Below are 23,793 nucleotides of genomic sequence, written 5' to 3'. Positions count from 1 at the left end.
TAGTAGCGCCGGAGTGCGGCACATTCCGTTCGGCAGTCAGTTTCCGCAGCTTCACTGCCGAGTTCGCAGCAGATCCTGACTGCGGAGCAAGGGTCACGCGCCGAGGGCGGCAGCGGTGCGGGGGCCGACGCCGAGCGACACCGCGGTCTCGAGCTGATCGGCGGTGTCGACGTCGCGGCGCAGGGTCGAGGCATCCGGGATCTCCAAAGCCGTGCAGCCGGAGGCGACGTGCCGGGCGAAGGACCCGTCGCCGAACGACGACTCCCATTCCACGCCCGGCCCCGCCGTGACCAGCGTCGAGCCGGTGCCTTCGGCGTCGGCGACCACGGCACGATCGACGGATGCCGCGGCCCGCAGCGCTGCGGCGAGGTCGTCCGGTCGCAGCGACGGCAGGTCCCCGAGCAGCGCGGCGCGCGGCATCCGTCCCTGCGGGTCCACCGCCGCGACGCCCGTGGCCACGGCCGCGTCGAGTCCGCGGCTCTCCCCCTCGGGCACGAACCGGAGCGCCGGGATCATGGCGGCCTCGCGCGCGAGCGCCGGGTCGTCGGTCACCACGACCACCTGCAGCACGGCCTCGCACGCCGTCGCCGCCGCCAGGGTGTCGAGCGCGATCGCGCGGGCGAGGTCGCTGCGGTCGACGCCGGGGACCTCGAGCCGCGACTTTCCGCGCGCGGACGGCTTGACCGGCACCACGACGATCCACCGGGCGGGCGGTGTGGGCGACGGACCCGGCGACGGGCTGGGCGTGGGCGACCCGTCCGACGCCTGCCCGCGCGAGCGCCGCCGGAACCAGCCCGTCACGCGCCGTACTTCGCGCGCAGCCGCGGCAGGATCTCCTCGCCGTAGCGGCGCAGGAACGCCGCCTGATCGTGCCCCGGGTCGTGGAACACGAGGTGGCGGAAGCCGAGATCGATGTACCAGCCGATCTTCTCGACGTGCTCGTCGGGGTCGTCCGACACGATGAAGCGCGAAGCGGTCCGCTCGATCGGGAGCTGCTCGCCGAGGCGCTGCATCTCGATCGGGTCGTCAACGCCCATCTTCTCCTCGGGCGTGAGCGCGAGCGGCGCCCAGAACCGGGTCTTCTCGCGCGCTGCGTCGACCGTCCGATCGAGCGAGACCTTCACCTCGATGAGCGTGTCGATGGCATCGGGCGCCCGGTCCGCCTTCTCCAGCCCCTCGCGCAGCGCCGGCAGCAGGGTCTCGGTGTAGAGCTCCTGCTTCTTTCCGCTCGTGGTGATGAAGCCGTCCGCGATGCGTCCCGCGAGGCGGGTCGCGGCCGGGCCGGCGGCGCCGATGTAGATCGGCACCGGCTGCTCGGGCCGGTCGTAGATCGTGGTGTTGCGCGCGGTGTAGTACGTGCCCTCGAAGTTCACCCGATCCTCGGACCACAGGCGCTTGATCAAGCCGATCGCTTCCTTGAGCCGCTGGAACCGCTCGGGCGGATCAGGCCACGCGAGGCCGAGATTGGCCTCGTTCAGCGCCTCGCCGGTGCCGACGCCCAGGATCACCCGGCCGGGGTTCAGAACCCCGAGCGTCGCGAAGTCCTGCGCGACCACGGTGGGGTTGTACCGGAACGTCGGCGTCAGCACCGACGTGCCGATCAGCACCTTCGAGGTGCGCGCGCCGAGCGCGCCGAGCCAGGGGACGGATGCCGGGGCGTGACCGCCCTCGTGCAGCCAGGGCTGCAGGTGGTCCGAGATGAAGACCGAGTCGAACCCGACCTCCTCGGCGAGGATCGCGTAGTCGAGCAGCTCGGTCGGGCCGAACTGCTCGGCGGACGCCTTGTAGCCGAAGCGCAGCGGGATGGTCATGCCAGTCTCCTCTCGAGGGGCGCCGGAAGCGCCTCGAACTCCGAGCCGTCCGCGCGGGCCAGCCGCGCCCGGAAGGCATCGACCGTCCCGGGCCACAGCAGTGTCAGCCGCCCCGAGCGCTCGTCGACGTACCAGTTGCGGCATCCCCCGGCGATCCAGGGAGTGGATGCCGCGGCCGCTGCGATCTCATCGGTGTAAGCCGCCTCAGCCGACGCCTGCACGCGCAGCACGCCCCCGGCGCTCTCGCGCAGGTCGAGGGCGCGGGCGGTGTAGGCCGCCTGCTCCTCGATCATCAACACGGACGACGAGTGGCCGAGCGACGCGTTCGGGCCGTTGAGGACGAACAGGTTCGGGAAGCCGGCGACCACGGTCGAGGCGAACGACGTCATGCCGTGCGACCAGTGGCCGTCGAGTGTCGCGCCGTGCTCGCCGCGGATGAGCTCGGCATACGGCTGCTGTGTCGAGGCGAAGCCCGTCGCGAGCACGATGGCATCGACCTCGTGCAGTGAGCCGTCCGCGCCCCTGACCGTCGACCCCGCGACCTCGGTGAGCGCCTCGGGCACGAGCGTCACGCGGTCGGAGGCGACGGCGGGATAGAAGTCGTCCGAGAGCAGCACCCGCTTGCAGCCGAAGGCGTAGTCGGGGGTGAGCGCGGCGCGCAGCGCGGGGTCGGCGACGTGCGCCTCGAGGTGGGCGAGCGCGATCGCCTGAGCGGATGCCGCAGCCTCGGCATCGCCGGACCGCGAGGCGAAGCGGGCCTCGCCCTCGGCGAACAGCTCGGCGCGAAGGCCGGCGAGCTGCTCCGGGGCGGCGGCGAACCGCGCGCGGAGCTCCGGGGGATAGACCTCGCCGCCGCGCGGGACGATCCATGCCGGGGAGCGCTGGAACACCGTGACGTGCGCGGCGATCGCCGCGAGTTCGGGCACCAGCTGCACCGCGCTCGCGCCGGTGCCGACGACGGCGACGCGGGCGCCGGCGAGCTCGGCGGTGTGGTCCCAGCGGGCGGAGTGGAACAGGGGGCCGGTGAACGTGCCGAGGCCGGCGATCCCGGGGATCGACGGCTCGGTGAGCCGGCCGCACGCCAGAACGAGCGAGTCGCTGAGCACCGTTCCCGCCGAGGTGCCGATCCGCCAGACCTCGTGCTCGGCATCCCAGTCCGCCGACTGCATCGCGGTGCCCAGGCGCAGGCGATCGCCGAGGCCCTCGGTCGCCGCGACGTGCTCGAGGTACGCGTGAATCTCGGCCCCGGTCGCGTAGGTCCCCGACCAGTTCGGGTTGGGGTGCGACGTGAAGCCGTACAGGTGCGAGGGCACGTCGCACGCGACGCCGGGGTACGTGTTGTCGCGCCAGGTGCCGCCGACGGAGGTGCCCCGCTCGAGCACGACGAAGTCCTCGCGCCCGGCGCGGCGGAGCGCGATCGCCATGCCGAGGCCGGCGAACCCGGCGCCGACGATCGCGACCTCGACCCGCGTGGTGTTCACCGCGGGCTCCCGGGCCGGGGCGACTCGCGGTAGTCCGTCGAGCGCAGGCGGAACGGCCGGAACAGACGCGCGGCGATGGCCTCGGCATCCGCCACGGGCAGCTCCTGACCGTGCTCGATGCCCGCCTCGGGCTTCACGCGACCGTCGAGCAGGGTGCCGCCGAGATCATCCCCTCCGGACTGCAGCAGGACAGCGGCTGCTGCGCGCTCGACGCGCGTCCACGGGATCTGGATATGCGGGATGCTGCCCGACAGCAGCAGCCGCGACACCGCCACCATCGCCCGGTGCTCGTCGATCGGCGCACGCGCGACGACGAGCGGGACCCCGCCGGCAGCGCCGGGCAGGGGGATGGGGACGAACTCGGTGAAGCCGCGCGTCTCGTCCTGGATCACCCGGAGAGTTCGCAGGTGGGCGATGCGCTCGGCCGCGGTCTCGACGTGGCCGTAGAAGATCACCGAGGTCGAGCGCAGGCCGGCGCGATGCGCGGCGACGATTCCCTCGATCCAGGCGTCGATCTCGAGGTCGCCGGGCGCCACGAGCCCGCGGACGCGCTCGCTCAGCACTTTGACTCCGGTGCCCGGCACCGTGTCGACGCCCGCCTCGCGCAGCGCGGCGAGCGCGCCGTCGAGCCCGAGTCCGCCGCGGTCGGCGAGGTCGCGCACGTCCTGCGGACGGTAGGCATGGAGATGGATGCCGGGGGCCGCCGCCTTCACGGCGCGGCCGATGTCGAGGTACCCGGCCGGGTCGGCGTCACGGGGGAGGAGCCCCTGCACGCACAGCTCGGTGGCGCCGAGGTCCCACGCGTCGGCCGCGATGGCGCCGACATCGTCGAGCGTGAATGTCGCCGGATCTTCGGCCCTGACGCGGCGCAGGCCGGACGAGGTGAGGTTGCGGTTCACGACGAGGCTCACGGCCTCGCCGACGGTGTAGCGGCGGACGTCGTCGGCCGCCGCGGTGAGAGCGTCGAGGTCGGCGCCCGTCGCCTCGAGCAGCGTCACCCACTCGGCGTCGTCGAGGGCGAGCGGGTCGGCTGCCGCGGCCTCCGCGAGACTCGCGACGCCGGAGCGTCGAGAATTCAGGAGATCCGGTGCCCCGGGCCCGTCGTGGGCGGGTCGCCGCGGCGTTTCTCCTGAATTTCCGACGCCGATCGCGGCGAGGCCGGTCTCGGGATCGGCGAGCGCAGCCACGGCCGGCTGTAGGACCGGGTCGATCCAGGTGGCCGCGTCGACCACGAACTCGGGCTGCGCCGTCAGCCGCTCGCGCAGCTCGAAGCCGAGCTCGGCGGTGCGGGCGGCGAGGTCGTCGAGGTGCGGCCAGGGACGCTCGGGATTGACGTGGTCGGCTGTGAGCGGCGAGACGCCGCCCCAGTCGTCGGCGCCGGCGCGGATCAGCAGCTCGAACTCCGCGGGGTCGGACAGGTTGGGCGGCACCTGGATCCGCATCCGCGGTCCCATCACGAGCCGGGCCACGGCCACCGCCGCGACGTACTCGAGCAGCTCGGCGTCAGGCGCGCCCTGCATCGCCGTGCGCGGCTTGGCGCGGAAGTTCTGGACGATGACCTCCTGCACGTGGCCCTGCCCGCCGACCATGTGCCGCTCGTGGGCGTCACGGATCGCGATGAGCGACTCGGCGCGGTCCTCAAGGGTCTCGCCGATACCGACCAGGATCCCGGTGGTGAAGGGGATCCGCTCGCGTCCCGCGGCGTCGATCACGCTGAGGCGCAGGGCAGGGTCCTTGTCGGGCGACCCGAAGTGCACCTGCCCCGGCTCCTCGAAGAGGCGCCGCGAGGTCGTCTCGAGCATCATGCCCATCGAGGGGGCGGTGGGGCGCAGCATCCGCAGTTCTTCGGCGCTCATCACGCCGGGGTTGAGGTGCGCGAGCAGACCGGTCTCGGCGGTCACGAGCCGGGCGATGTGCCCGACGTAGTCGAGCGTCGACGCGAAGCCGTGCTCGTCGAGCCAGGCGCGGGCCTCGGGCCAGCGGTCCTCCGGCCGGTCGCCGAGCGTCAGCAGCACCTCCTTGCAGCCCATCGCTTGACCCTGCCGCACGACGGCGAGCACCTGGTCGGGCGACATGTACGCCGGCTTGTGCTTCTTGAGCAGCTGGCCGGGGGTGTCCACGAACACGCAGTAGTGGCAGCGGTCCCGGCACAGCGTGGTCAGCGGGACGAACACCTTGCGCGAGTACGTGATCACGCCGGGTCGATCGGATGCCGCGAGCCCCGCGTCGCGAACGGCTCCTGCGCGCTCGAGCAGACGGTCGAGATCCGGCCCGGAAGCCCCCAGGAGCGCCCGTGCATCCGCGGCCTCGATGCGCTCGCCGCCGGCTGCGCGATCGAGTGCGCGCCCGACGTCCGCGCGGGGGACGACGTCGGATGCCAGGGAGGTCACCGAACCAGTCTCGCACCGCGCACCACGGGCGGCGCCGGGGATCGTTGCCCTCCTGTGAGCAAATGGCCCCACGAACCGCCGCTCGCGCTGGCAGACTAGGGCCATGGTCACCCTGCTGCTCGACTCGACGCAGCTCGAAGTGGTGCTCTCCGGCGCCGAACGGGTCATGGCATTCCGCAAGGGGAATGTCGTGATCGAGCGGTCGACCATCGCGAAGGTGCAGCTCACAGACGACGCGTGGACCTGGCTCCGCGGTGTTCCCAGCCCCGGCACGCATCTGCGCGGTGTGGTCGCCATGGGCACGTGGAAGTCCGCCGGCGGCGAGGACTTCGCGATCATCCGCCGTCGCCGGCCGAGCGTCGTCATCGACCTCGACGGGCATCCGCAGTTCCAACGCGTCATCCTCACCACGCGTCACGGCCTCGCGCTCGTTCAGTCGCTGCAGGTCGAGGGGGCCGAGCAGGCCGCCGACGTCGTCGACATCGCCGCCGAGACCGCCACGATCCCGACCGTCAAGAAGCCGCGGGCGCGCAAGGCGCCCAGCCCCGCGCCCGCCGTCTGACGAGCCCGCTCCCCACGTGGGGTCGACGTGGGCTCGACCCGGCGAACGCTCGCGTCAGCTGACGTCGCGGCGCCAGCTGACCAGGTGCCCGACGACGACCAGCACGACGGCGTAGCCGAGCAGCACGAGGCCGCCCTGCCACCATTCGAGCGTCGCCACGCCGCCGGGCGGCGTGCTCATGGCGAAGACGCTGGCGCCCACGAGTGCGTCGCTGGCGGCTCCCGGGAGGAACTGGGTGACCTCGGACAGCCCGTCCACGAACGCGGCCGCGGCCCGGCCCACGGGCTCGAGGAACTGCGTGAACACCAGTACGCCGACGATCGCGCCGACCTGGTTGCGCACGACCGCGCCAACGCCGATGCCGATCAGGACCCAGAGCACGTAGGCGATCAGCATGCGGCCGATCTGCGCCCACGTGTCGACGGAGTCGAACTCCGTGTTCAGCCCCCAGCCCGCGAGGAAGCCGGCGGAGGCGCCGACGGATGCCGCGATCCCGATCACGCCGTAGAGCACGCCGAGCAGCAGGCCGGCGAGCATCTTGGCCCACAGCACGAGCCCGCGCTGGGGGGTCGCGAGGAAGGTCGGCGTGAGGGTCTTGTGGCGGAACTCGGCCGTGACGATGAGCGTGCCGATGAGGAGCGGGAAGACGTAGCCGACCGCCGTGGCGGTGCTGTACAGGACCCCGGCGAGGCCCTCTTCCGGCATCGGCGGAGCGTCGCCGGGCAGCGACCCGGTGGCCGCCGCGGCGAACACGAAGCCGAGGACCGCGGCGGTGAAGCCGACGTAGACGGCGAGGACGAGGGCGAGGATCCACCACATCGACGTGGAGAACTGCTTGGTGGTCTCGGAGCGCGTGGCTGCGGCGAGGCTCATCGCTGCTCGCTCCCTTCGTGGTCTCCGGTGACGGCGCCGTCGTCCGCGGCTTGATCGTCTCCGGGTGGTTCATCGGCGTCCGGATCAGCCGTCGCCGCGTCGTCCCCGGAGGGCCCGGGGCTCTCGGTGAAGCCGGCGAAGAAACGGTCGGCCTCGACGTCGGCGTCGGTCTTGACGTAGTCCTCCCAAGGGCGGTCGTCGGCGTCGGAGACGACGTGCTCCTCGACGTCGTCGGGATCGGCGGGGTCCTGCTCGGGCTCGGCTTCGACCTGCTCGGCGGGTTCGTCCGCGTCCTCCTCGGCCTCGTCCTCGGCCTCGACGCCCTCGTCCGCGCCGTGCTCCGCTTCGGGCTCGGGGCCCACATCGGTCGGGATGATGTCGATCACGCCGGTGGAGGCGACCGCGAAGGATGCCGGGGCGACGGTCTCCGGCGACGGCTCGGGCTCTTCGAGTTCGGGGTCACCGGCCACGGCGGGCGCGGCATCCGACTCTCCGTCTGTCCCCGTCGACTCGAGGACGGCGGCAGCGGCCGGTGCGTCGGCGACGTGCTCGGCCTCGGCGTCCTCGCTCTCGGCCACCGGAGCGGCAGCGATCACTTCGTCGACGCCGTCAGGCTCAGCGTCGGCGAGTGCGGCCTCGGCTGCGATCCCGGCCGCGCCGGCCTCGATCGCGGTGACGCCCGCAGCATCGGCGGGCTCGCCCGCGGCGCTCGGGTGCACCCGGATCCCGTCGACGAGGTCGAGGAACACCTCTTCGAGCACCGGGCCACGACGCTGCAGCGACGACAGGGCGATGCCGCTCGCCGCGGCGGCCCGGCCGACCTCGATCGGATCGACGCCGCGGACGGTCAGTCCGGACCGCAGCACCTCGAACGGCAGCTCCGAGGCGCGAAGCGCCTCCGCGAGTGCTGCACGATCCGGCGCATCGACGACGGTCGCCTGCTCCTCCGGATCGGCCAGGTCCTCGAGGCCGCCCTGGAAGACGAGCCGCCCGCGCGAGATGATCAGCAGGGAGTCGACCGTCTGCTGCACCTCGGAGAGCAGGTGCGACGAGACGAAGACCGTGCGCCCTTCACGGGCGAGCTCGCGGAGGAAGCCGCGGATCCACTTGATCCCCTCGGGGTCGAGGCCGTTCGTCGGCTCGTCCAGCACGAGGACCCCCGGGTCGCCGAGCAGCGCGTACGCCAGGCCGAGGCGCTGCCGCATGCCCAGCGAGTAGCCGCCGACCTTGCGTCCGGCGGCGTCGTCGAGCCCGACCAGTCCGAGCACTTCGTCGACGCGACCCTTGGGGATGCGTCCGGCCTGCGCGTAGACGTTCAGGTGGGCCGCGCCCGTCCGGCCGGGGTGGAAGCTGGATGCCTCGAGAACCGCGCCGACGGTCTGCATCGGGTTGGCGAGCTTGGCGTAACGCTCACCGCCGATCGTGGCAGCGCCGTCGGTGGCCCGGACCAGTCCGAGGAGAATGCGCAGCGACGTCGTCTTGCCCGCGCCGTTGGGTCCGAGGAACCCGGTCACGACTCCCGGCTCGACGCGTGCGGTGAGACCGGAGACCGCGGTGACGGCGCCGAAGCGCTTGGTCACGCCGGAGAATTCCAGCACCTGTCCTTCGGGCATGCCGAACCCTCTCGTCGTCGGGAAGCTTTTCCATATCCTTGCGGAAACGGCGCCGCCGCGTGCGGAAAAGTCGCGCCGCCACGGCGGCCGGTAACGTTGCGGGCGTGACCGACCCCGCCGAGCCCACCGTCCTCGTCCACGCCCGGGGCGGGCTCGGACGCCTCACGCTCAACCGACCGCGCGCGATCAACGCGCTCGACCTCGGCATGATCCATCAGCTCCACGCCGCGCTCGACGCCTGGCAGTCCGACACCGAGGTCGATGTCATCGTCCTCGACGGCGCAGGCGAGCGGGGCCTGTGCGCGGGCGGTGACGTGCGAGGCCTCGCCGAGCGCGTGATGGGCGGCCATGCCGACGAGTCGGCGCTCTTCTTCCGCGACGAGTACGCGCTGAACGCCCGCATCCGGGAGTACCCGAAGCCGATCGTCGCGCTCGCCGACGGTGTCACCATGGGCGGCGGCATCGGTGTCGCCGGTCACGCGGCGATCCGCGTGGTGACCGAGCGATCGCAGCTCGCCATGCCCGAGACCCGCATCGGCTTCACGCCCGACGTCGGCGGAACCTGGCTGCTCGCCCACGCACCCGGCCGCCTCGGCGAGTACCTCGGGCTGACCGGCGCGGTGATGGACGCCTCGGACGCGATCTACGCCGGGTTCGCCGACTACTACGTCCCCTCCGAGAACCTCGACGACCTGCGCGAGGCGCTCGAGACGCGGGCCGACCCGTCGAGCCCCACGGAGATCGTCCTCCTGTTCGACGAGACGCCCGCGTCGCCGAAGCTCGAGCGGGCCCGCCCGTGGATCGACGACGCCTTCTCGGCGGAGACCGTGCTCGAGATCATCGAGCGGCTGCGCGCACGTCCCGAGCCCGAGGCATCGGCCACCGCCGATCTGCTCGGCGAGCTGTCGCCCACCGGACTCGCCGTGACGCTCGCATCGGTGCGCCGGTCGCGCGGCCTGCCCGGACTGCGGGCGGCCCTCGAGCAGGAGTACGGCCTCGTGATGTGGTTCGCCACCTCCCAGCCCGATCTGCCCGAGGGCATCCGCGCGCAGGTCATCGACAAGGACCGCTCGCCCCGCTGGCAGCCGGCGACCTTGGCGGAACTGCCGGCGGATGTCGCGGCATCCGCTCTCGCCTTCCAGCCTGCGACGCCGCTGTGGAGCTGACCGGAACCGCCGGGCACACCGGGAACGTGGCATAGCCTGAACTCCGCCGCAGGCGCGGCCGAAGACTCCGGGAGGGTGCGTGTTCGACAGTCCGCTGTCCGCGTCGGCGTACCAGGTGCTCGGCGTGGACCCCGGCGCGTCCGAGGAGGACCTGCGACGCGCGTACCGCCTGCGGCTGCGGCAGACCCACCCCGACACGGGCGGCGACGCGGCCGTGTTCATCCAGGTGCAGCGGGCCTGGGAGCTGGTCGGCACGACCGCGGCCCGCGAGGCGTACGACCGAGGCCACGGGTTCGGCGAAGCGCCGGCCCCTGAGTGGTCGGGCTGGCGCGCGCCGGCCCCTCGCCCCGACACGCGACCTCGCGCACGGTCGTACGGGCACCCGGGCGGGTGGCGGCGCGAGCGGTACCTCACGCTGATCCGCGAGTGGGCGGGCCGCGGCGTCGACCTCGCCGACCCCTACGACCCCGCTCTGGTGCGCTCGGCTCCGCAGCAGCTGCGGCGGCTCCTCGCCGATGCCCTCGCCGAGGAGGAGACCGCGCGCATCGTCGCCGACCTGGGCATGGGCTACACCGTCTGGCACGACGTCGCGCCGGCGAGGGGACGCGGCGCCGCCGCCGATCCCGACGGGAAGATCGACCACATCGTCCTCGGCCCGAGCGGGCTCTACGGCATCCTGTCCGAGGACTTCGGCGGTCCGGTGCGGCTGCGCCGTGGCGAGCTCATCGGCGACGGCGTCGCCGGCACCCCGATCGCGTCGCTGGTGGCGAGCATGCGCGGGATGGCGCGAGCCGCCGGGGTCCGGTTCAGCGGAGCCATCGTCGTGCTTCCCGACGACGACGTCCAGCAGGCGATCGACGAGATCGGCAAGGTGCGGGGGACACCGGTCGCCGTCGTGTCGCGCGGAGCGCTGTCGACCGTCCTGCGCCGAGGCATCACCGGCGTCCGCCCGGTCGGGGGCAACGAGGTGTTCGACGCGCGCACGAGACTGCAGCAGGCCGTCCGGTTCGCCTGACCTGGGAGGCTCCGTTCCGCGGCGATCGCGTTCAGTCGGCCAGGCCGAAGAGGTGGAGCGGGTGGGTGAGACGCCACCAGATGCTCGGGCCCTCGATCTCGTCGGCGAGCAGCAGGTCGACCGTCGCGTCGTTCAGCGGGCCGTCCACCTCGAGCTCGCCGACCTTCGCGCCGTCGGTGCGGGCGTCGCCGAGGTCGAAGGTGCTCGTGACCCCGCCTGAGCCGCCGTTCCACAGCACCACGCTCGCGTCGCCGGCCGCGACGACGTTCACGCTCTCGCCCCACGGCGTCTCGACCGTCCCCGCCAGCGTTCCGGCGGTCACCGAGGGCTCCACCTGGAGGTCCTGTTCGAGATAGGAGTACAGAGCTCGGGATGCCGCGAGCCGCGCCTCGTTGTCGGGCTGTCCGAGCACCGAGGCGTAGAGGCGGATCGGGACGTCTCCGACCGTGATCTGCTTCGCCGACAGCAGGTTCGACGAGTCGAGGGTGCCCGTCTTGAGACCGAGGACGCCCGGGTCGGCGAGCAGGCCGTTGCCGTTCTTGACCGTGCCCGCCCCGGGGAGTTCGACCACGGGCTTGGCGACGATCTCGGCGAGCACCGGGTGCTCCAGCGCCTTCTCGGCCAGCGTCAGCAGAGCCTCCGGCGTCGCGGTGTTGTCGGGGTCGATCCCCGAGGGCTCGACGATCGTGACGCCCGAGACGCCGTGCGCGGTGAGCCAGGTCATCGCGGCGCGGGCGAACACCTCGTCGGATGGATAGAGGGTGCTCGCGAGGCGGTCGGCGTAGTTGTTCGCCGAGCCGATGAGCATGCCCTCGAGCATCTGGTACTGCGTCAGCGAGCCGCCGACGGGGACGTCGAGCGCGGACTCGCCGTTGCGCAGGTAGTTCCAGTACGCGGTCGAGTCGCTGCGCGTGAATCGGTAGTCGGGCCCCTGCTCACCGGCGGCGAGGGGCATCGCGTCGAGCACGACCAGGGCCGTGACGATCTTCGTGATGCTGGCGATCGACGCCGGGTCCGCTGCCGAGGCGACGGCGGGCCCCACCCCGTCGACGACGACGGCTGCGCTTCCGACCGCCGGCCAGGGCAATGCGGCCGCGGGCGCGGCGACGGGCTGCACCTGCACGGCCGACACGGTGGGCGCCACCTCGTGCAGCGGCCACAGCAGGGTGGTGCCGGCGTAGGCGCCGACCAGGCCGGCGATCACGAGGGTCGGCACGACCACCCCGGCGCGCAGCGGCGAGCGGCGCGGCGGATCGGCCAGCAGGTCGGTCCCGACCGGGATGTAGGCGGTGGACGCCGCGGCGAGGTCGGCCGGAGCGCCGGGACGCGAGAGCGTCCGCTCGTCGACCCAGGCGAGCGCGACGTGTCCGCTCGCGGCGGCCTTCCCGGTCGCGCGCGGGCCGGCGAACTGGCCGAGGGGCGTGGTGCTGGGCGACGGCCCGGCCGGGGTCGGGGCGGAGGTCAGCGAACCCGTCGAGCTGCTCGGAGCAGCCGTCTCGGGCTCGAGCGTGAGGACGCTCTCGCGTGTCGTCGCGCTCTCGCCGACGACCTCGGATGCACCCGTCTGAGCCCGGCGCGCACGGCGCGTCGGAGCAGGGGGGTCATCCAGAGTCACCCGCTCAAGATACCTCCCCGAAGCGCCGTATACTCGTCGGCATAACCACGGGAGTCCGGTGAGCCGGGCTGAGAGGGAGCGATCCACGCTTCGACCGTCGAACCTGATCCGGATCATGCCGGCGCAGGGAGGAGAAAGAAATGCACGCGTCCGCGTCCACCGAAACGTCCACGCAGGCACCCGCCGCACCGCCGGAGAACCGGTTCCGCTGGCGTGTCGTCGACATCGTCGTCGCCAGCGTCATCGGCGTCGCATCGGGCCTCGTGTTCCTGCTGTGGAACATCGGCTACCTGGGTCCGAAGACCCTGCTCGATCCGCTGCTTCCCGGCGTCCAGGGGCTGCTCGACGGCCCGTGGCTGTTCGCGGGCGTGCTCGGCGCGCTCATCATCCGGAAGCCCGGCGCCGCGCTCTACACCGAGACGCTTGCCGCTGTAGTCTCCGCGCTCGTCGGAAACACGTGGGGCGGCTTCCTCACCATCGAGGCCGGCCTCGTTCAGGGCCTCGGTGCCGAGCTGATCTTCCTGCTCTTCTTCTACAAGCGCTGGACCCTCCCCGTGGCCGTGCTGGCCGGTGCCGGTGCCGCGCTCGCCGGCGGCATCAACAACCTGTTGCTGTGGTTCCCCGGAGCCGACCTGCAGTTCACGGTCATCTACCTGATCAGCACCATCCTGTCGGGCGCCGTCATCGCCGGCGCGCTGTCGTGGGTGCTCGCGCGCGGCCTCGCGGCGACCGGCGCGCTGGATCGCTTCGCGTCCGGACGCGAGGCACGCGCTCGCGTCTAGCGTGAGCGCTTTCGAGGCCGGTCCCGCCGCGGTCGAAGCCCGCGGCTGGGGCTGGCGTCACGCCTCGCGGCACGCCTGGGCGGTGCGGGATGCTTCTTTCCGCATCGAGCCCGGAGAGCGAGTGCTCCTTCTCGGGGCGTCCGGGTCGGGCAAGTCCACGATGCTGCACGGCCTCGCGGGCGTGCTCGGCGGCGCTGAGGAGGGCGAGTCCGAAGGCGCCCTGCTGCTCGACGGCATGCCCGCGGCCCAGGTGCGCGGGCGGGCAGGTCTGGTGCTGCAGGATCCTGATGCGCAGGTGATCCTGGCGCGCGTGGGCGACGACGTCGCGTTCGGCTGCGAGAACCTCGGCGTCCCGCGCGACGAGATCTGGCGCCGTGTGGGCGATGCCCTCGACGCGGTCGGGCTCGATGTTCCGCTCGATCGCCCCACCAAGGCACTCTCGGGCGGGCAGAAGCAGCGGCTCGCGCTCGCGGGAGCGCTGGCCATGCGACCCGGCCTGGTGCTGCTGGACGAGCCGACGGCGAACCTCGATCCGGTCGGAGTGGCCGATGTGCGCGACGCGGTCGGTCGCATGCTCCAGGCCCACGATGCCACCCTCGTCGTGGTCGAGCATCGGGTCGACGTCTGGCTCCCGCTGGTGACGCGGGTCATCGTGCTCGGCGAGGGCGGCGTGATCGCCGACGGCGTCCCCGCCGAGGTCCTGGGAGGCAACGGCCCGGCGCTTGCGGCGGCAGGAGTCTGGGTTCCCGGCATCCCGCCGGCACTGCCGCCCGCACCGATACGCGCGAGCGGTGCGCCGCTGGTGTCGGCGCGCGGGCTCAGCGTCCAGCGGGTGAAGGGCGAGCCCGTCGCGGCCGGCATCGATCTGGATGTCCGCGAGGGCGCGGTGCTCGCCATCACGGGCCGCAACGGTGCCGGAAAGTCGACGCTCGGCCTCACGCTCGCCGGGCTCATCCCCGCCGCCGCGGGGGATGTGGTCGCCGCGCCGGAGCTGGCGGCCGGGGCATCCCCGACACCCATCCGCTGGTCATCCCGAGACCTGCTGACCCGCATCGGCACGGTGTTCCAGGACCCGGAGCATCAGCTGCTCGCGTCGACGGTGCGGGCTGAGCTCGAGGTGGGCCCCCGCGCCCTCGGCCTCTCCCCGGCCGAGACCTCGGAGCGAGTGGACGACCTGCTGGTGCGGCTGCGCCTGGACCGCCTCGCGGAGGCCAACCCCTACACGCTGTCAGGCGGGGAGAAGCGACGACTCACGGTCGCGGCATCCCTCGCCACCCGGCCCCGGGTGCTGGTCCTCGACGAGCCGACGTTCGGGCAGGACGCGCGCACCTGGGCCGAACTCGTCGCCCTCCTCGCAGGCCTGCGTGACGAGGGCAGCGCGATCGTCACCATCACCCACGACCCGGAGGTCGCGCCCGCGCTCCACGCCGAGCAGTACGAGCTGACCGGGGTGACGCGATGACGCTCCTCGATTCGCGGGCGCGGACGGGTGCCGTCTCGCGCATCAACCCCGTCGCGAAGCTCGGCGCGAGCGCGCTGATCGCGCTGCCGCTCATCCTCACGCTGGACTGGGTGTCGGCCGCGGTCGCCCTGGTCCTGGAGTGCCTGCTGCTGCCGTTCGCGGGGCTCGGCTGGCGCGAGTTCTGGGCGCGCACCTGGCCGGTCTGGCTCGCCGCGCCGCTGACTGCGGTCACCATCGCGCTGTACGGGCAGACCTCCGGCGAGGTCTACGTCGACTGGTTCCTCGTGCAGATCAGCGAGGGGTCGCTCGAACTGGCGCTCGCCACGATGCTGCGGGTGCTCGCGATCGCGTTGCCGTCGGTCGTGCTGTTCGTCACCGTGGACCCCACCGATCTCGCCGACGGCCTGGCTCAGATCGTCCGGCTGCCGGCGCGTTTCGTGCTCGGCGCACTCGCCGGGCTGCGCATGGTCGGCCTGTTCCTCGACGACTGGCGGGCGCTCGAACTCGCGCGCCGGGCGCGCGGGGTGGCGGACCGCGGCCGGCTGCGGCGCTTCTTCGGCATGGCGTTCGCGCTGCTGGTGCTCTCGATCCGGCGGGGGTCCAAGCTCGCCACGGCGATGGAGGCCCGGGGCTTCGGGGCGCCGGGCCCGCGCACCTGGGCTCGCGAGTCGCACTTCGGGTGGCCGGAGTGGGGACTCATGGCGCTGGGGTTGGGGATCGCGCTCGTCGCCGTAGCCTCGGCGATCGCCGCAGGCACATGGAACTTCATCCTCGGACCGGAGTGAGCCGGACCGGAGTGAGCCGCGCCGAGTGAGCCGGCCGGGTCAGCCTGCGGCGACCAGCGACTGATAGGCCGCCTGCATCGCGGGGAAGTAGCGATCCCACGCGACGGTGCCGGCATCCCGTCCCTTGTGCACGGCGACGAGACGGTCGAGGTAGTACTCCCAGCCGGGCCCGATCGAGCCGACGTCCTCGCCCGGATTGAGCCGCTGCCCGAACACCAGCAGCGTCGCCTCGCCCTTGTCGATCAGCTCGAACCACAGATGCCACGAACCGGTGCCGGCAGAGGTGTCTCCCGCGAAGCGGCGGGGCGGGTCGCACTCGAGGATCGTGTACTCCTCGGGGATCGGCTCCTCACCCTCGGCGGTCATGAAGAAGACGACGCGTCCGCTCTGGGGGTCGCCCTCCCAGCGCCCGATCCAGCGCTCCAGACGGTCCGACTCGGTCAGTTCCCGCCACACCTCGGCCGCGGGGGCTGCGAACGTCCGTGTCAGCACCAGGTTCGGCGCTCCGTCGATATCGGTGACGGTTCCGGTGATGCCGTCGTGCTCGGTCATGTCGCGTTCCAGAGATCTCGGTAGTACGAAAGGCGCTCGCCGTCTGGCGCGACGCCGTAGGCCTCGAGAAGGGATTCCTCCCATCCGGGTCCATAGTTCCATTCGGTGCTCATCGACGCCACGGCTATGTCCGCCCAGCGGTCGCCGGTGCCGAGCAGACCGAGGTCGACGTGGGCCGCCCACCGCCCGTCCTCGTGGAGGAGCGTGTTCGGGCAACAGGCGTCCGCATGACACACGACCAGCAGGTCGATGGGCGGCGCTTCAGCCAGAGCGCTCGGAACACGGATGCCTCGGCCCGCCGCATTGGCGATCCTGGACGGCACGTCCCACTCGAACGGGCACTCGGCGACCGGCAGCGCGTCGTGCAGCGCCCGCAGCCCTTCGCCCACCGCCCGCACGGCCTTCGCCGGGTCGGCCAGCCAGCGCGGCGAGACGGCGCTCTCTCCGGGTATCGCGCGCGTCACCAGCCACTCATGGGTGTCGTCGGCGCCGGATTCCAGCACATGCGGCACACGGATCCATCGACCGGCCCATTCGAGGCGAACCGTCTCGTCGGCCAGTGACGACTCGGCATTGCGCCGTCCGAACTTGATGTACCTGCCGTCGTTCGTGCGGAAGGTGAGCCCGCCATAGCCGTTCCGCCAGACCGGCAGGATGCCGGCCCCCCGCGCGAGCTCGCGGACCCGGTGCGGGATGGGGACATCACCGATCGGAATCGACATCGCTCCATCCAACACGAACGCTGCGCACTCGGTCGACGACGCCGTGTCACCGGGAGGCGCCAACGTCTAGCCTGGGTCGTGACATCCGTGGGGCGGGCACCGGTTTCGTCGTGAGACTGAGTCCCGCCTATGGTGGGATGCAATGTCTTGGTTCGAAGGAGAGCACATGGACCTCACCGACGCCTCGGCGCTCGTCACCGGCGGCGCGAGCGGACTCGGTCTCGCCACCGCGCGACGCCTCAGCGCCGCGGGCGCCGCCGTCACGATCGTCGACCTCCCGGGCTCTGCGGGTGCCGACGTCGCCGCCGAGCTCGGGGGCACGTTCGCCCCGGCTGACGTCACGGATCCCGAGCAGGTCGCCGCCGCCGTCGACATGGCCATCGCGGCGGGACCGCTGCGCGTGGTCGTCAACTGCGCCGGCATCGCCCCGCCGGCGAAGGTGCTCGACCGCGAGCGCGAGCCCACCCCGCTCGCCGGCTTCGAGAAGATCATCCGCGTCAATCTCATCGGCACCTACAACGTCGTCGCCCAGGCCTCGGCCGTCATGGCCCGCACCGACGCCACGGCCGACGGCGACCGGGGCGTCATCGTCAACACCGCGAGCGTCGCGGCCTTCGACGGCCAGATCGGTCAGCCCGCGTACGCCGCGAGCAAGGGCGGCGTGCACGCCATGACGCTCCCGATCGCGCGCGAACTCGCACGGTACGGCATCCGGGTCCTGACGATCGCTCCGGGGATCATGGAGACGCCCATGCTGATGGGGCTACCCCAGGCCGCGCAGGACTCGCTGGGTCAGCAGGTGCCGTACCCGCAGCGCCTCGGCAAGCCCGACGAGTACGCGCGTCTGGTGATGGCGATCGTCGACAACGGCTACCTGAACGGCGAGACGATCCGTCTCGACGGCGCGATCCGTATGGCTCCCAAGTAAGGACTCACATGAGCGACTCGATCCTCCTCCACGTCGACGCGGGCCTCGCGCGCGTGACCTTCAACCGTCCGGCGTACCTCAACGCCATGGACTTCGAGATGGGCGCGCGCTGGCGCGACGTCGCCCGTGAGGTCACGAGCGACCCCGCAGTGGGGGCGGTGATCTTGGATGCCGCAGGCCCGGCGTTCTGCGCGGGCGGCGACGTCGTCGCGATGGCGACCTCGGGGGCCTCCGCCGCCGACGTCACGGGAGCGGCGCACGTCATCCACGAGGGCATCCGCACGCTCGCGCTGTCCGACAAGCCCATCGTTGCGGCCGTGCAGGGCGCTGTCGCCGGCGGGGGCCTCGGCCTGATGCTCACGGCCGACTACATCGTGGCGGCCGACTCGGCGAAGTTCGTCAGCAAGTACGCGAACATCGGCCTCACCCCCGACCTGGGCGTGTCGACGCTGCTGCCCGCCGCGATCGGCCAGCGCCGGGCGCTCCAGCTGCTGCTGCAGGACCGCACGCTCTCCGCCGCCGAGGCGCTCGAGTGGGGACTGGTGGCCGAGGTGCTCCCTGCCGAGGAGATCGCCGGACGTGCGGAAGAGATCGCGCAGTTCTGGCTCTCCAACGCCACGGCCGCCTTCGGCAATGCGAAGCGACTCGTGCGCATCGGCGCCGGGCGCTCGTTCGCCGAGAACCTCGAGGACGAGGCGGAGTCCATAGGCTCGCACTTCGAGACCCGCGAAGCGCAGGCCCGCATCGCGGCATTCGCCGCGGCATCCGCCAAGCGCGCAGCGCGCAGCTGACCATGAGGAGAACCGAGATGACCGACAAGCTCCCCACGCCCACTCCAAGCGCCGCTGGCGCGTCGCTCGGAGCCTCCGGGCGCGTGGGCCCACTCGCGGGCAAGACCATCCTGATGTCCGGCGGCAGCCGCGGCATCGGCCTGGCCATCGCGCTGCGCGCCGCCCGCGACGGCGCCAACATCGCGCTGCTCGCCAAGACCGACTCGCCGCACCCCAAGCTCGAGGGCACGGTGCACTCGGCGGCCGAGCAGATCCGCGAGGCCGGCGGCCAGGCGCTGCCGATCGTGGGCGACGTCCGCAACGACGACGACGTCACCGAGGCGGTGCTCAAGACCCAGGGCGAGTTCGGCGGGATCGACATCGTGCTCAACAACGCCAGCGTCATCGACCTGTCGCGCTCGCTCGACCTGCCGGCGAAGAAGTACGACCTCATGCAGGACGTCAACGTCCGCGGCACCTTCATGCTCTCGCGCGCGGCGGCGCCGATCCTCAAGGACTCCGCCAACCCGCACATCCTCTCCCTGTCGCCGCCGCTCAACCTCGCGCCGAAGTGGCTCGGCGCCCACACCGGCTACACGATGGCCAAGTACGGCATGACGATGGCGACGCTCGGCATGGCGGTGGAGTTCGCGAAGCTCGGCATCGCGGCCAACACGCTGTGGCCGGCGACGACGATCGCGACGGCGGCCGTGCAGTTCGCGCTGGGTGGCGACGCGATGATGAAGGTCAGCCGCACGCCGGAGGTGTACGCGGATGCCGCCTACGAGGTCTTCCTCAAGCCGGCCGCGGAGTACACCGGCCAGACGCTCATCGTCGAAGAGGTGCTGGCCGAGGCTGGGGTGACCGACTTCTCGGGCTATGCGGCGGTGCCGGGGACTCCGGACGACCAGCTCTTCCCCGACATCTTCCTGGGCTGACCGGCACGGGCTAGGGTGTGCGCCATGGCGGTGCAGAGCCTCTTCCCGATCCTCAACACGCGCGACCTGCCGCGGCTGGTCCGCTTCTACGAGACGGCGCTCGACGCGACCGTGGTCTACCGCTTCGCGAGCGGCGACGATGACGACTACGTCGCGCTGGAACTCGGGCCGGCTTCGCTCGGCATCGGCCGGGTTCCGGATGCCGCGACCGTCGGCGACCGGGTCGCACTCTGGTTCTACGTGGATGACGTCGACGCGGCGTACGCCGCCTTCATCGCCGCGGGCGGCATGGCCGAGCAGGAGCCGGCCGACATGCCGTGGGGTGAGCGGGTCGCGCAGGCGCGGGACTGCGACGGCAATCTCGTGAACCTCGGGACCGCGGCATCCGCCCCGCCCGAGTGAGGATCAGTGCTCGTTGCCGGTGAAGAGCAGCAGTCCGCCGAGCCCGATCATGAGACCGCCGCCGATGCCGGAGAGCGTCGCGATCCGCTTCGGCGACTTGCCGAACCACGTGCGTGCGCCCGCGGCGGCCAGCGCCCACGCGCCGTCCGAGATGAGCGCGATCGCGAAGAACACGAGCCCCAGCTGGATCATCTGGAGCGGCACGGCGCCCGCGGACAGATCCACGAACTGGGGCAGCACCGCGACGAAGAACGCGATGGTCTTCGGGTTGGTGATCCCCACGACGAAGCCTTCGCCGAGCTGGCGCCAGGCCGAACGCGGTGCCACACCGCCGCCGGCTTCGGCCGCCGTGCGATAGCGGTGCCGGATCGCCTGGATGCCGAGATACACGAGGTAGCCCGCGCCGGCGACCTTCACGATCGTGAACAGCACGACCGACTGCGCCACGAGGCCGCCCACGCCCAGCGCGACCAGGCCGATCACCGGCAGGAGGCCGAGCGCGTTGCCCAGCACGCTGAGCAGCCCGCCGATGCGCCCGAGCGCCAGTGCCCGTCCGATCGTGAACAGCACGCTCGGGCCGGGGATGATGATGAGCACGACGGCTGCGAGCGTGAAGGCGAGGAGGTTGTCGAGGGGGACCACGTGCACACGATAGTGCCGGTGGGTTCAGAGAGCGGGGTCGTCCCCCACGAGCACCACGATGGCGTCGTCCTCGCCCCACCAGAACCCGAGGCGCTCGCCGTCGTCGAGCACGCTCGGACGCTCCTCCGGTATGACGACCGCGAACGGCACCGAGACGATCAGGGCGGCGTTGGGTCGCAGCGCCGCCGGGACGCAGCGTGAGCGCCGCTCGGAGCCCTGCTCGATGAGCAGGCAGTGCTCGCGCTGGATCATGCCGTCCGCTCCGGCGATCCACAGGTCCCAGCCGTAGTACTCGCCGAGCGGCGACGCCCAGGTGACGACGCCGCTCGTCGGGAAGTCCGGCACGTACTCGTCGCCCGACGCATCGATGGTCTGCCCGAAGTACCCGCCCAGCCAGATGCGCATGACTTCGACGGCATCCGAGTCCTGCGCGAACGAGAACTGCTCCCGCCCCTCGTACGACGGTGGACTGGCCTCGGCCCACAACGTCGGCGTGGCGTTCGGGGCGGCGACGGGTGACGGGTCACCGGGACCGCTCAACCACACCCCGGCCGCGGCGATCGCGGCCACGCCGACGACGGCGGCGAACGCGACGCGGCCCCGGCGGGAGGTCGGGGCGGGCGCCGGCTGCGGCGAAACCTCAGGGACGTCGGCATCGGAGACCGCTGCGTCGTGCGCCGGTGCAGGCAACTCCGCAGCAGTGCTCGACGCGGGCGGCGTTTCGGGCGCGACCACCTCGGGCTCCGCGTCGACCTCCCGGGCGAGCGGCTCCCGCTCGTGCAGCGCGAGCTCCTCGAGCTCGATCAGGCGCGCCAGTGAGACCGCGTCCGCCTCGATGTCGGGCGCGGGTCCGAAGGCGCGCCGACGCAGTTCACCCAGTTCGGCCCGCTCCGCGGCATCCATCACCGCTCCCACGCGTGTGCCACACGCTCACGCTAGTCCTCCGGCATCCGCTCAGGCGCGTCCCGTACCCTCGAATCCATGACCACCCAGCCCCCCGTGCGCGCCACGAAGCCCCGACAGGTTCGTCCGGCGACCGAGGGGTGGTCCCAGAAGAAGGATGCCGAGGGCCGGCCGCTCCTGCAGTTCGCCAGCCCCAAGCGCGGCAAGCCGCCGGTGCACCTGGCCGACCTCACCCCCGAGCAGCGCGTCGAGAAGGTCAAGGAGCTGGGCCTGCCGGGCTTCCGCGCCAAGCAGCTCGAGAAGCACTACTTCCAGCACTGGACCCACGATCCCGCGGAGATGACCGACCTCCCGGCGGACGGTCGCGACGAGTTCGTCCACGGCATGCTGCCGCCGCTGCTCACCGAGGTGAAGCGCCTCGAGACCGACCGCGGCGACACCATCAAGTTCCTCTGGAAGCTGCACGACGGCGCGCTCGTCGAGTCGGTGCTCATGCGCTACCCCGGCCGCATCACGCTGTGCGTGTCGTCGCAGGCCGGCTGCGGCATGAACTGCCCGTTCTGCGCCACCGGTCAGGCCGGCCTCACGCGCAACATGTCGGCGGCCGAGATCGTCGAGCAGATCGTGCGCGCCAACCGCCTCATCGCCGACGGCGGCCTGGGCGGCAAGAAGAAGGACGACCACTCCGCCGACCGCGTCTCGAACATCGTGTTCATGGGCATGGGCGAGCCGCTGGCCAACTACGCCCGCGTCATGCAGGCCGTCCGCGTGATGACCGACAAGGACCACGGCCTCGGCATGAGCGCCCGCGGCATCACGGTGTCGACGGTCGGCCTCGTGCCCGCGATCACCAAGCTCTCGAACGAGGACATCCCGGTGACCTTCGCGCTGTCGCTGCATGCGCCCGACGACAAGCTGCGGGACGAGCTCATCCCGGTGAACTCGCGGTGGAAGGTCGACGAGGCCCTCGACGCCGCCCGCGACTACTTCGACAAGACCGGGCGCCGCGTGTCCATCGAGTACGCGCTCATCAAGGACATGAACGACCACGCGTGGCGCGCCGACCTGCTGGCCGAGAAGCTCAACGCCCGCGGCCGCGGCTGGGTGCACGTGAACCCGATCCCGCTGAACCCGACGCCGGGATCGATCTGGACCGCGTCCGAGGTTCCGGTGCAGAACGAGTTCGTGCGCCGTCTCAACGAGGCCGGCATCCCGACGACGCTGCGCGACACCCGCGGCAAGGAGATCGACGGAGCCTGCGGGCAGCTCGTCGCGACCGAGGACGACGAAGCCGTCGCCGCGGTCACCCCGCTCGAGACCTGAGCACCGGCCCTCGGCATCCGTCCCGCCGCTAGCGTGGAGGGATGGTGAATTATCGGTATCTCGGCAACAGCGGTCTCAAGGTCTCGGAGATCACGTACGGCAACTGGGTGACGCACGGCTCGCAGGTCGACGACAGTGCGGCCATCGCGACGGTGCATGCGGCATTGGATGCCGGCATCACGACCTTCGACACCGCGGACGTCTACGCGAACACCGCCGCCGAGACCGTGCTCGGCAAGGCCCTCGCGGGTCAGCGGCGCGAGTCGCTCGAGATCTTCACCAAGGTCTACTGGCCCACCGGTCCCAAGGGCCCCAACGACACCGGCCTCTCGCGCAAGCACATCATGGAGTCGATCAACGGCTCGCTGCAGCGCCTCGGCACCGACTACGTCGACCTGTACCAGGCGCACCGCTACGACTACGAGACGCCCATCGAGGAGACGTTCCAGGCGTTCGCCGACGTCGTCCGCCAGGGCAAGGCGCTCTACATCGGCGTCTCGGAGTGGACCGCCGAGCAGCTGCGCGAGGGCGCGGCGCTGGCCAAGAGCTACGGCATCCAGCTCATCTCGAACCAGCCGCAGTACTCGATGCTGTGGCGCGTGATCGAGGGCAAGGTCGTGCCGGCGTCCGAGGAGCTCGGCATCTCGCAGATCGTCTGGTCGCCGATGGCGCAGGGCGTGCTCAGCGGCAAGTACCTGCCCGGCCAGCCCGTGCCCGAGGGCTCGCGCGCCACCGACGAGAAGAGCGGCGCCGGATTCATCAAGAGCTTCCTGCGGGACGAGGTGCTCGAGGCCGTGCAGCGCCTCAAGCCCATCGCCGCCGACGCCGGGCTCTCGATGCCGCAGCTCGCCGTGGCGTGGGTGCTGCAGAACAAGAACGTCGCGGCCGCGCTGGTCGGCGCGTCGCGTCCCGAGCAGCTGGCCGACACCGTCAAGGCCTCGGGTGTCGTTCTCGACGCCGACACGATGGCCGCGATCGACACCGCCCTCGCCGGCGCCGTCAACGACGACCCCGAAGACACCTACACGGTGTCGCCGAAGACCCGCGTGGTCTGACGC

23 protein-coding genes and 1 riboswitch are annotated in these 23,793 nt (G+C 71.9%); of the genes, 12 read left to right on the top strand and 11 right to left on the bottom strand.

Annotation, left to right across the window (positions count from 1 at the left end):
• Window positions 1-93: 93 nt before the first annotated feature.
• Genes cofC through cofG form a run of 4 tightly spaced genes read right to left on the bottom strand, consistent with a single transcriptional unit; the run spans window position 94 to window position 5,682 of the window.
• The gene (cofC, locus tag ASD56_RS03610) at window positions 94-801 is read right to left on the bottom strand and encodes a 2-phospho-L-lactate guanylyltransferase (RefSeq protein WP_082541227.1); all 708 of its coding nucleotides are present in this window, start codon (window positions 799-801) and stop codon (window positions 94-96) included.
• Window positions 798-1,811, bottom strand: a complete 1,014-nt coding sequence (fgd, locus tag ASD56_RS03605; protein WP_055961269.1) for a glucose-6-phosphate dehydrogenase (coenzyme-F420) — start codon at window positions 1,809-1,811, stop codon at window positions 798-800. Before fgd ends, cofC begins: the two co-directional genes overlap by 4 nt.
• Window positions 1,808-3,292, bottom strand: coding sequence for a flavin-containing monooxygenase (locus ASD56_RS03600; RefSeq protein ID WP_055961266.1), 1,485 nt, complete (start codon window positions 3,290-3,292; stop codon window positions 1,808-1,810). The genes fgd and ASD56_RS03600 overlap by 4 nt, the downstream gene beginning before the upstream one ends.
• The gene (gene cofG / locus ASD56_RS03595) at window positions 3,289-5,682 is read right to left on the bottom strand and encodes a 7,8-didemethyl-8-hydroxy-5-deazariboflavin synthase CofG (RefSeq protein WP_055961263.1); all 2,394 of its coding nucleotides are present in this window, start codon (window positions 5,680-5,682) and stop codon (window positions 3,289-3,291) included. Before cofG ends, ASD56_RS03600 begins: the two co-directional genes overlap by 4 nt.
• A 103-nt stretch (window positions 5,683-5,785) precedes the next feature.
• On the opposite strand from cofG, the gene ASD56_RS03590 reads away from it, so the two are divergent.
• The gene (locus ASD56_RS03590) at window positions 5,786-6,244 is read left to right on the top strand and encodes a hypothetical protein (RefSeq protein WP_055961260.1); all 459 of its coding nucleotides are present in this window, start codon (window positions 5,786-5,788) and stop codon (window positions 6,242-6,244) included.
• A gap of 54 nt (window positions 6,245-6,298) precedes the next feature.
• Here ASD56_RS03590 and ASD56_RS03585 read toward each other — a convergent pair whose 3' ends face one another.
• Together ASD56_RS03585 and ASD56_RS15940 are read right to left on the bottom strand one after the other, a co-directional pair.
• Complete coding sequence (locus ASD56_RS03585) at window positions 6,299-7,117, bottom strand: ABC transporter permease (protein WP_055961257.1); 819 nt, start codon at window positions 7,115-7,117, stop codon at window positions 6,299-6,301.
• Complete coding sequence (locus tag ASD56_RS15940) at window positions 7,114-8,730, bottom strand: ATP-binding cassette domain-containing protein (protein WP_082541226.1); 1,617 nt, start codon at window positions 8,728-8,730, stop codon at window positions 7,114-7,116. Before ASD56_RS15940 ends, ASD56_RS03585 begins: the two co-directional genes overlap by 4 nt.
• Window positions 8,731-8,834: 104 nt before the next feature.
• Between ASD56_RS15940 and ASD56_RS03575 the strand changes: the two genes are divergently transcribed.
• Window positions 8,835-9,896: an enoyl-CoA hydratase/isomerase family protein gene (locus tag ASD56_RS03575; protein WP_055961255.1), complete on the top strand. Its 1,062-nt coding sequence runs from the start codon at window positions 8,835-8,837 to the stop codon at window positions 9,894-9,896.
• A 79-nt stretch (window positions 9,897-9,975) separates the two neighbouring features.
• Window positions 9,976-10,911 carry a DnaJ domain-containing protein gene (locus ASD56_RS03570; RefSeq protein WP_055961251.1) on the top strand — a complete coding sequence of 312 codons (936 nt, stop codon included), beginning with the start codon at window positions 9,976-9,978 and terminating at the stop codon, window positions 10,909-10,911.
• 31 nt (window positions 10,912-10,942) lie between these two features.
• Here the strand turns inward: ASD56_RS03570 and ASD56_RS03565 are convergent, their stop codons facing one another.
• Window positions 10,943-12,526: a D-alanyl-D-alanine carboxypeptidase family protein gene (locus ASD56_RS03565; protein ID WP_055961247.1), complete on the bottom strand. Its 1,584-nt coding sequence runs from the start codon at window positions 12,524-12,526 to the stop codon at window positions 10,943-10,945.
• 37 nt (window positions 12,527-12,563) lie between these two features.
• A riboswitch (TPP riboswitch) is annotated at window positions 12,564-12,673 on the top strand.
• Between ASD56_RS03565 and ASD56_RS03560 the strand changes: the two genes are divergently transcribed.
• The 3 genes from ASD56_RS03560 to ASD56_RS03550 all read left to right on the top strand — a co-directional run bounded on the left by ASD56_RS03560 (window position 12,667) and on the right by ASD56_RS03550 (window position 15,555).
• Window positions 12,667-13,308, top strand: coding sequence for an ECF transporter S component (locus ASD56_RS03560; protein ID WP_055961243.1), 642 nt, complete (start codon window positions 12,667-12,669; stop codon window positions 13,306-13,308). (Overlaps the previous riboswitch by 7 nt.)
• A gap of 1 nt (window position 13,309) precedes the next feature.
• Window positions 13,310-14,770: an ABC transporter ATP-binding protein gene (locus ASD56_RS03555; RefSeq protein WP_235565503.1), complete on the top strand. Its 1,461-nt coding sequence runs from the start codon at window positions 13,310-13,312 to the stop codon at window positions 14,768-14,770.
• On the top strand, window positions 14,767-15,555 hold the full coding sequence (locus tag ASD56_RS03550; protein ID WP_055961240.1) for an energy-coupling factor transporter transmembrane component T family protein: 789 nt from the start codon (window positions 14,767-14,769) through the stop codon (window positions 15,553-15,555). The genes ASD56_RS03555 and ASD56_RS03550 overlap by 4 nt, the downstream gene beginning before the upstream one ends.
• A 39-nt stretch (window positions 15,556-15,594) precedes the next feature.
• Here ASD56_RS03550 and ASD56_RS03545 read toward each other — a convergent pair whose 3' ends face one another.
• Both ASD56_RS03545 and ASD56_RS03540 read right to left on the bottom strand, forming a co-directional pair.
• Window positions 15,595-16,107 carry an SRPBCC family protein gene (locus tag ASD56_RS03545; RefSeq protein ID WP_055961237.1) on the bottom strand — a complete coding sequence of 171 codons (513 nt, stop codon included), beginning with the start codon at window positions 16,105-16,107 and terminating at the stop codon, window positions 15,595-15,597.
• A complete protein-coding gene (locus ASD56_RS03540) occupies window positions 16,104-16,829 on the bottom strand; it encodes an aminoglycoside 3'-phosphotransferase (RefSeq protein ID WP_055961230.1) in 726 nt (241 codons plus the stop codon). The genes ASD56_RS03545 and ASD56_RS03540 overlap by 4 nt, the downstream gene beginning before the upstream one ends.
• Window positions 16,830-16,995: 166 nt before the next feature.
• Between ASD56_RS03540 and ASD56_RS03535 the strand changes: the two genes are divergently transcribed.
• From ASD56_RS03535 to ASD56_RS03520, 4 genes are read left to right on the top strand one after another with little or no spacing between them, the layout of a single operon-like run.
• Complete coding sequence (locus tag ASD56_RS03535; protein ID WP_055961227.1) at window positions 16,996-17,757, top strand: SDR family NAD(P)-dependent oxidoreductase; 762 nt, start codon at window positions 16,996-16,998, stop codon at window positions 17,755-17,757.
• Between the two features lie 8 nt (window positions 17,758-17,765).
• Entirely contained in the window at window positions 17,766-18,548 is a 783-nt protein-coding gene (locus ASD56_RS03530) for an enoyl-CoA hydratase/isomerase family protein (protein ID WP_055961224.1), read from the top strand.
• Between the two features lie 17 nt (window positions 18,549-18,565).
• Window positions 18,566-19,465, top strand: coding sequence for an SDR family oxidoreductase (locus ASD56_RS03525; protein ID WP_082541225.1), 900 nt, complete (start codon window positions 18,566-18,568; stop codon window positions 19,463-19,465).
• Window positions 19,466-19,489: 24 nt separating this feature from the next.
• Entirely contained in the window at window positions 19,490-19,867 is a 378-nt protein-coding gene (locus ASD56_RS03520) for a VOC family protein (RefSeq protein ID WP_055961221.1), read from the top strand.
• A gap of 3 nt (window positions 19,868-19,870) precedes the next feature.
• On the opposite strand, the gene ASD56_RS03515 is transcribed toward ASD56_RS03520, so the two are convergent.
• Both ASD56_RS03515 and ASD56_RS03510 read right to left on the bottom strand, forming a co-directional pair.
• Window positions 19,871-20,509 (bottom strand): LysE family translocator, encoded by a 639-nt coding sequence (locus ASD56_RS03515; RefSeq protein ID WP_055963578.1) that lies wholly within the window; start codon window positions 20,507-20,509, stop codon window positions 19,871-19,873.
• 24 nt (window positions 20,510-20,533) lie between these two features.
• Window positions 20,534-21,412: a hypothetical protein gene (locus ASD56_RS03510; protein ID WP_157535749.1), complete on the bottom strand. Its 879-nt coding sequence runs from the start codon at window positions 21,410-21,412 to the stop codon at window positions 20,534-20,536.
• Between the two features lie 78 nt (window positions 21,413-21,490).
• Between ASD56_RS03510 and rlmN the strand changes: the two genes are divergently transcribed.
• Together rlmN and ASD56_RS03500 are read left to right on the top strand one after the other, a co-directional pair.
• Window positions 21,491-22,735 carry a 23S rRNA (adenine(2503)-C(2))-methyltransferase RlmN gene (gene rlmN, locus ASD56_RS03505; protein WP_055961217.1) on the top strand — a complete coding sequence of 415 codons (1,245 nt, stop codon included), beginning with the start codon at window positions 21,491-21,493 and terminating at the stop codon, window positions 22,733-22,735.
• Window positions 22,736-22,776: 41 nt separating this feature from the next.
• Window positions 22,777-23,790 (top strand): aldo/keto reductase family protein, encoded by a 1,014-nt coding sequence (locus ASD56_RS03500; protein WP_055961213.1) that lies wholly within the window; start codon window positions 22,777-22,779, stop codon window positions 23,788-23,790.
• Window positions 23,791-23,793 lie beyond the last annotated feature (3 nt).

The organism is Microbacterium sp. Root166, from assembly GCF_001427145.1.
Lineage (GTDB): Bacteria > Actinomycetota > Actinomycetes > Actinomycetales > Microbacteriaceae > Microbacterium.
The sequence above is the reverse complement of the archived record's forward strand: the minus strand, read 5'-3'. Positions and strand labels throughout refer to the sequence as shown.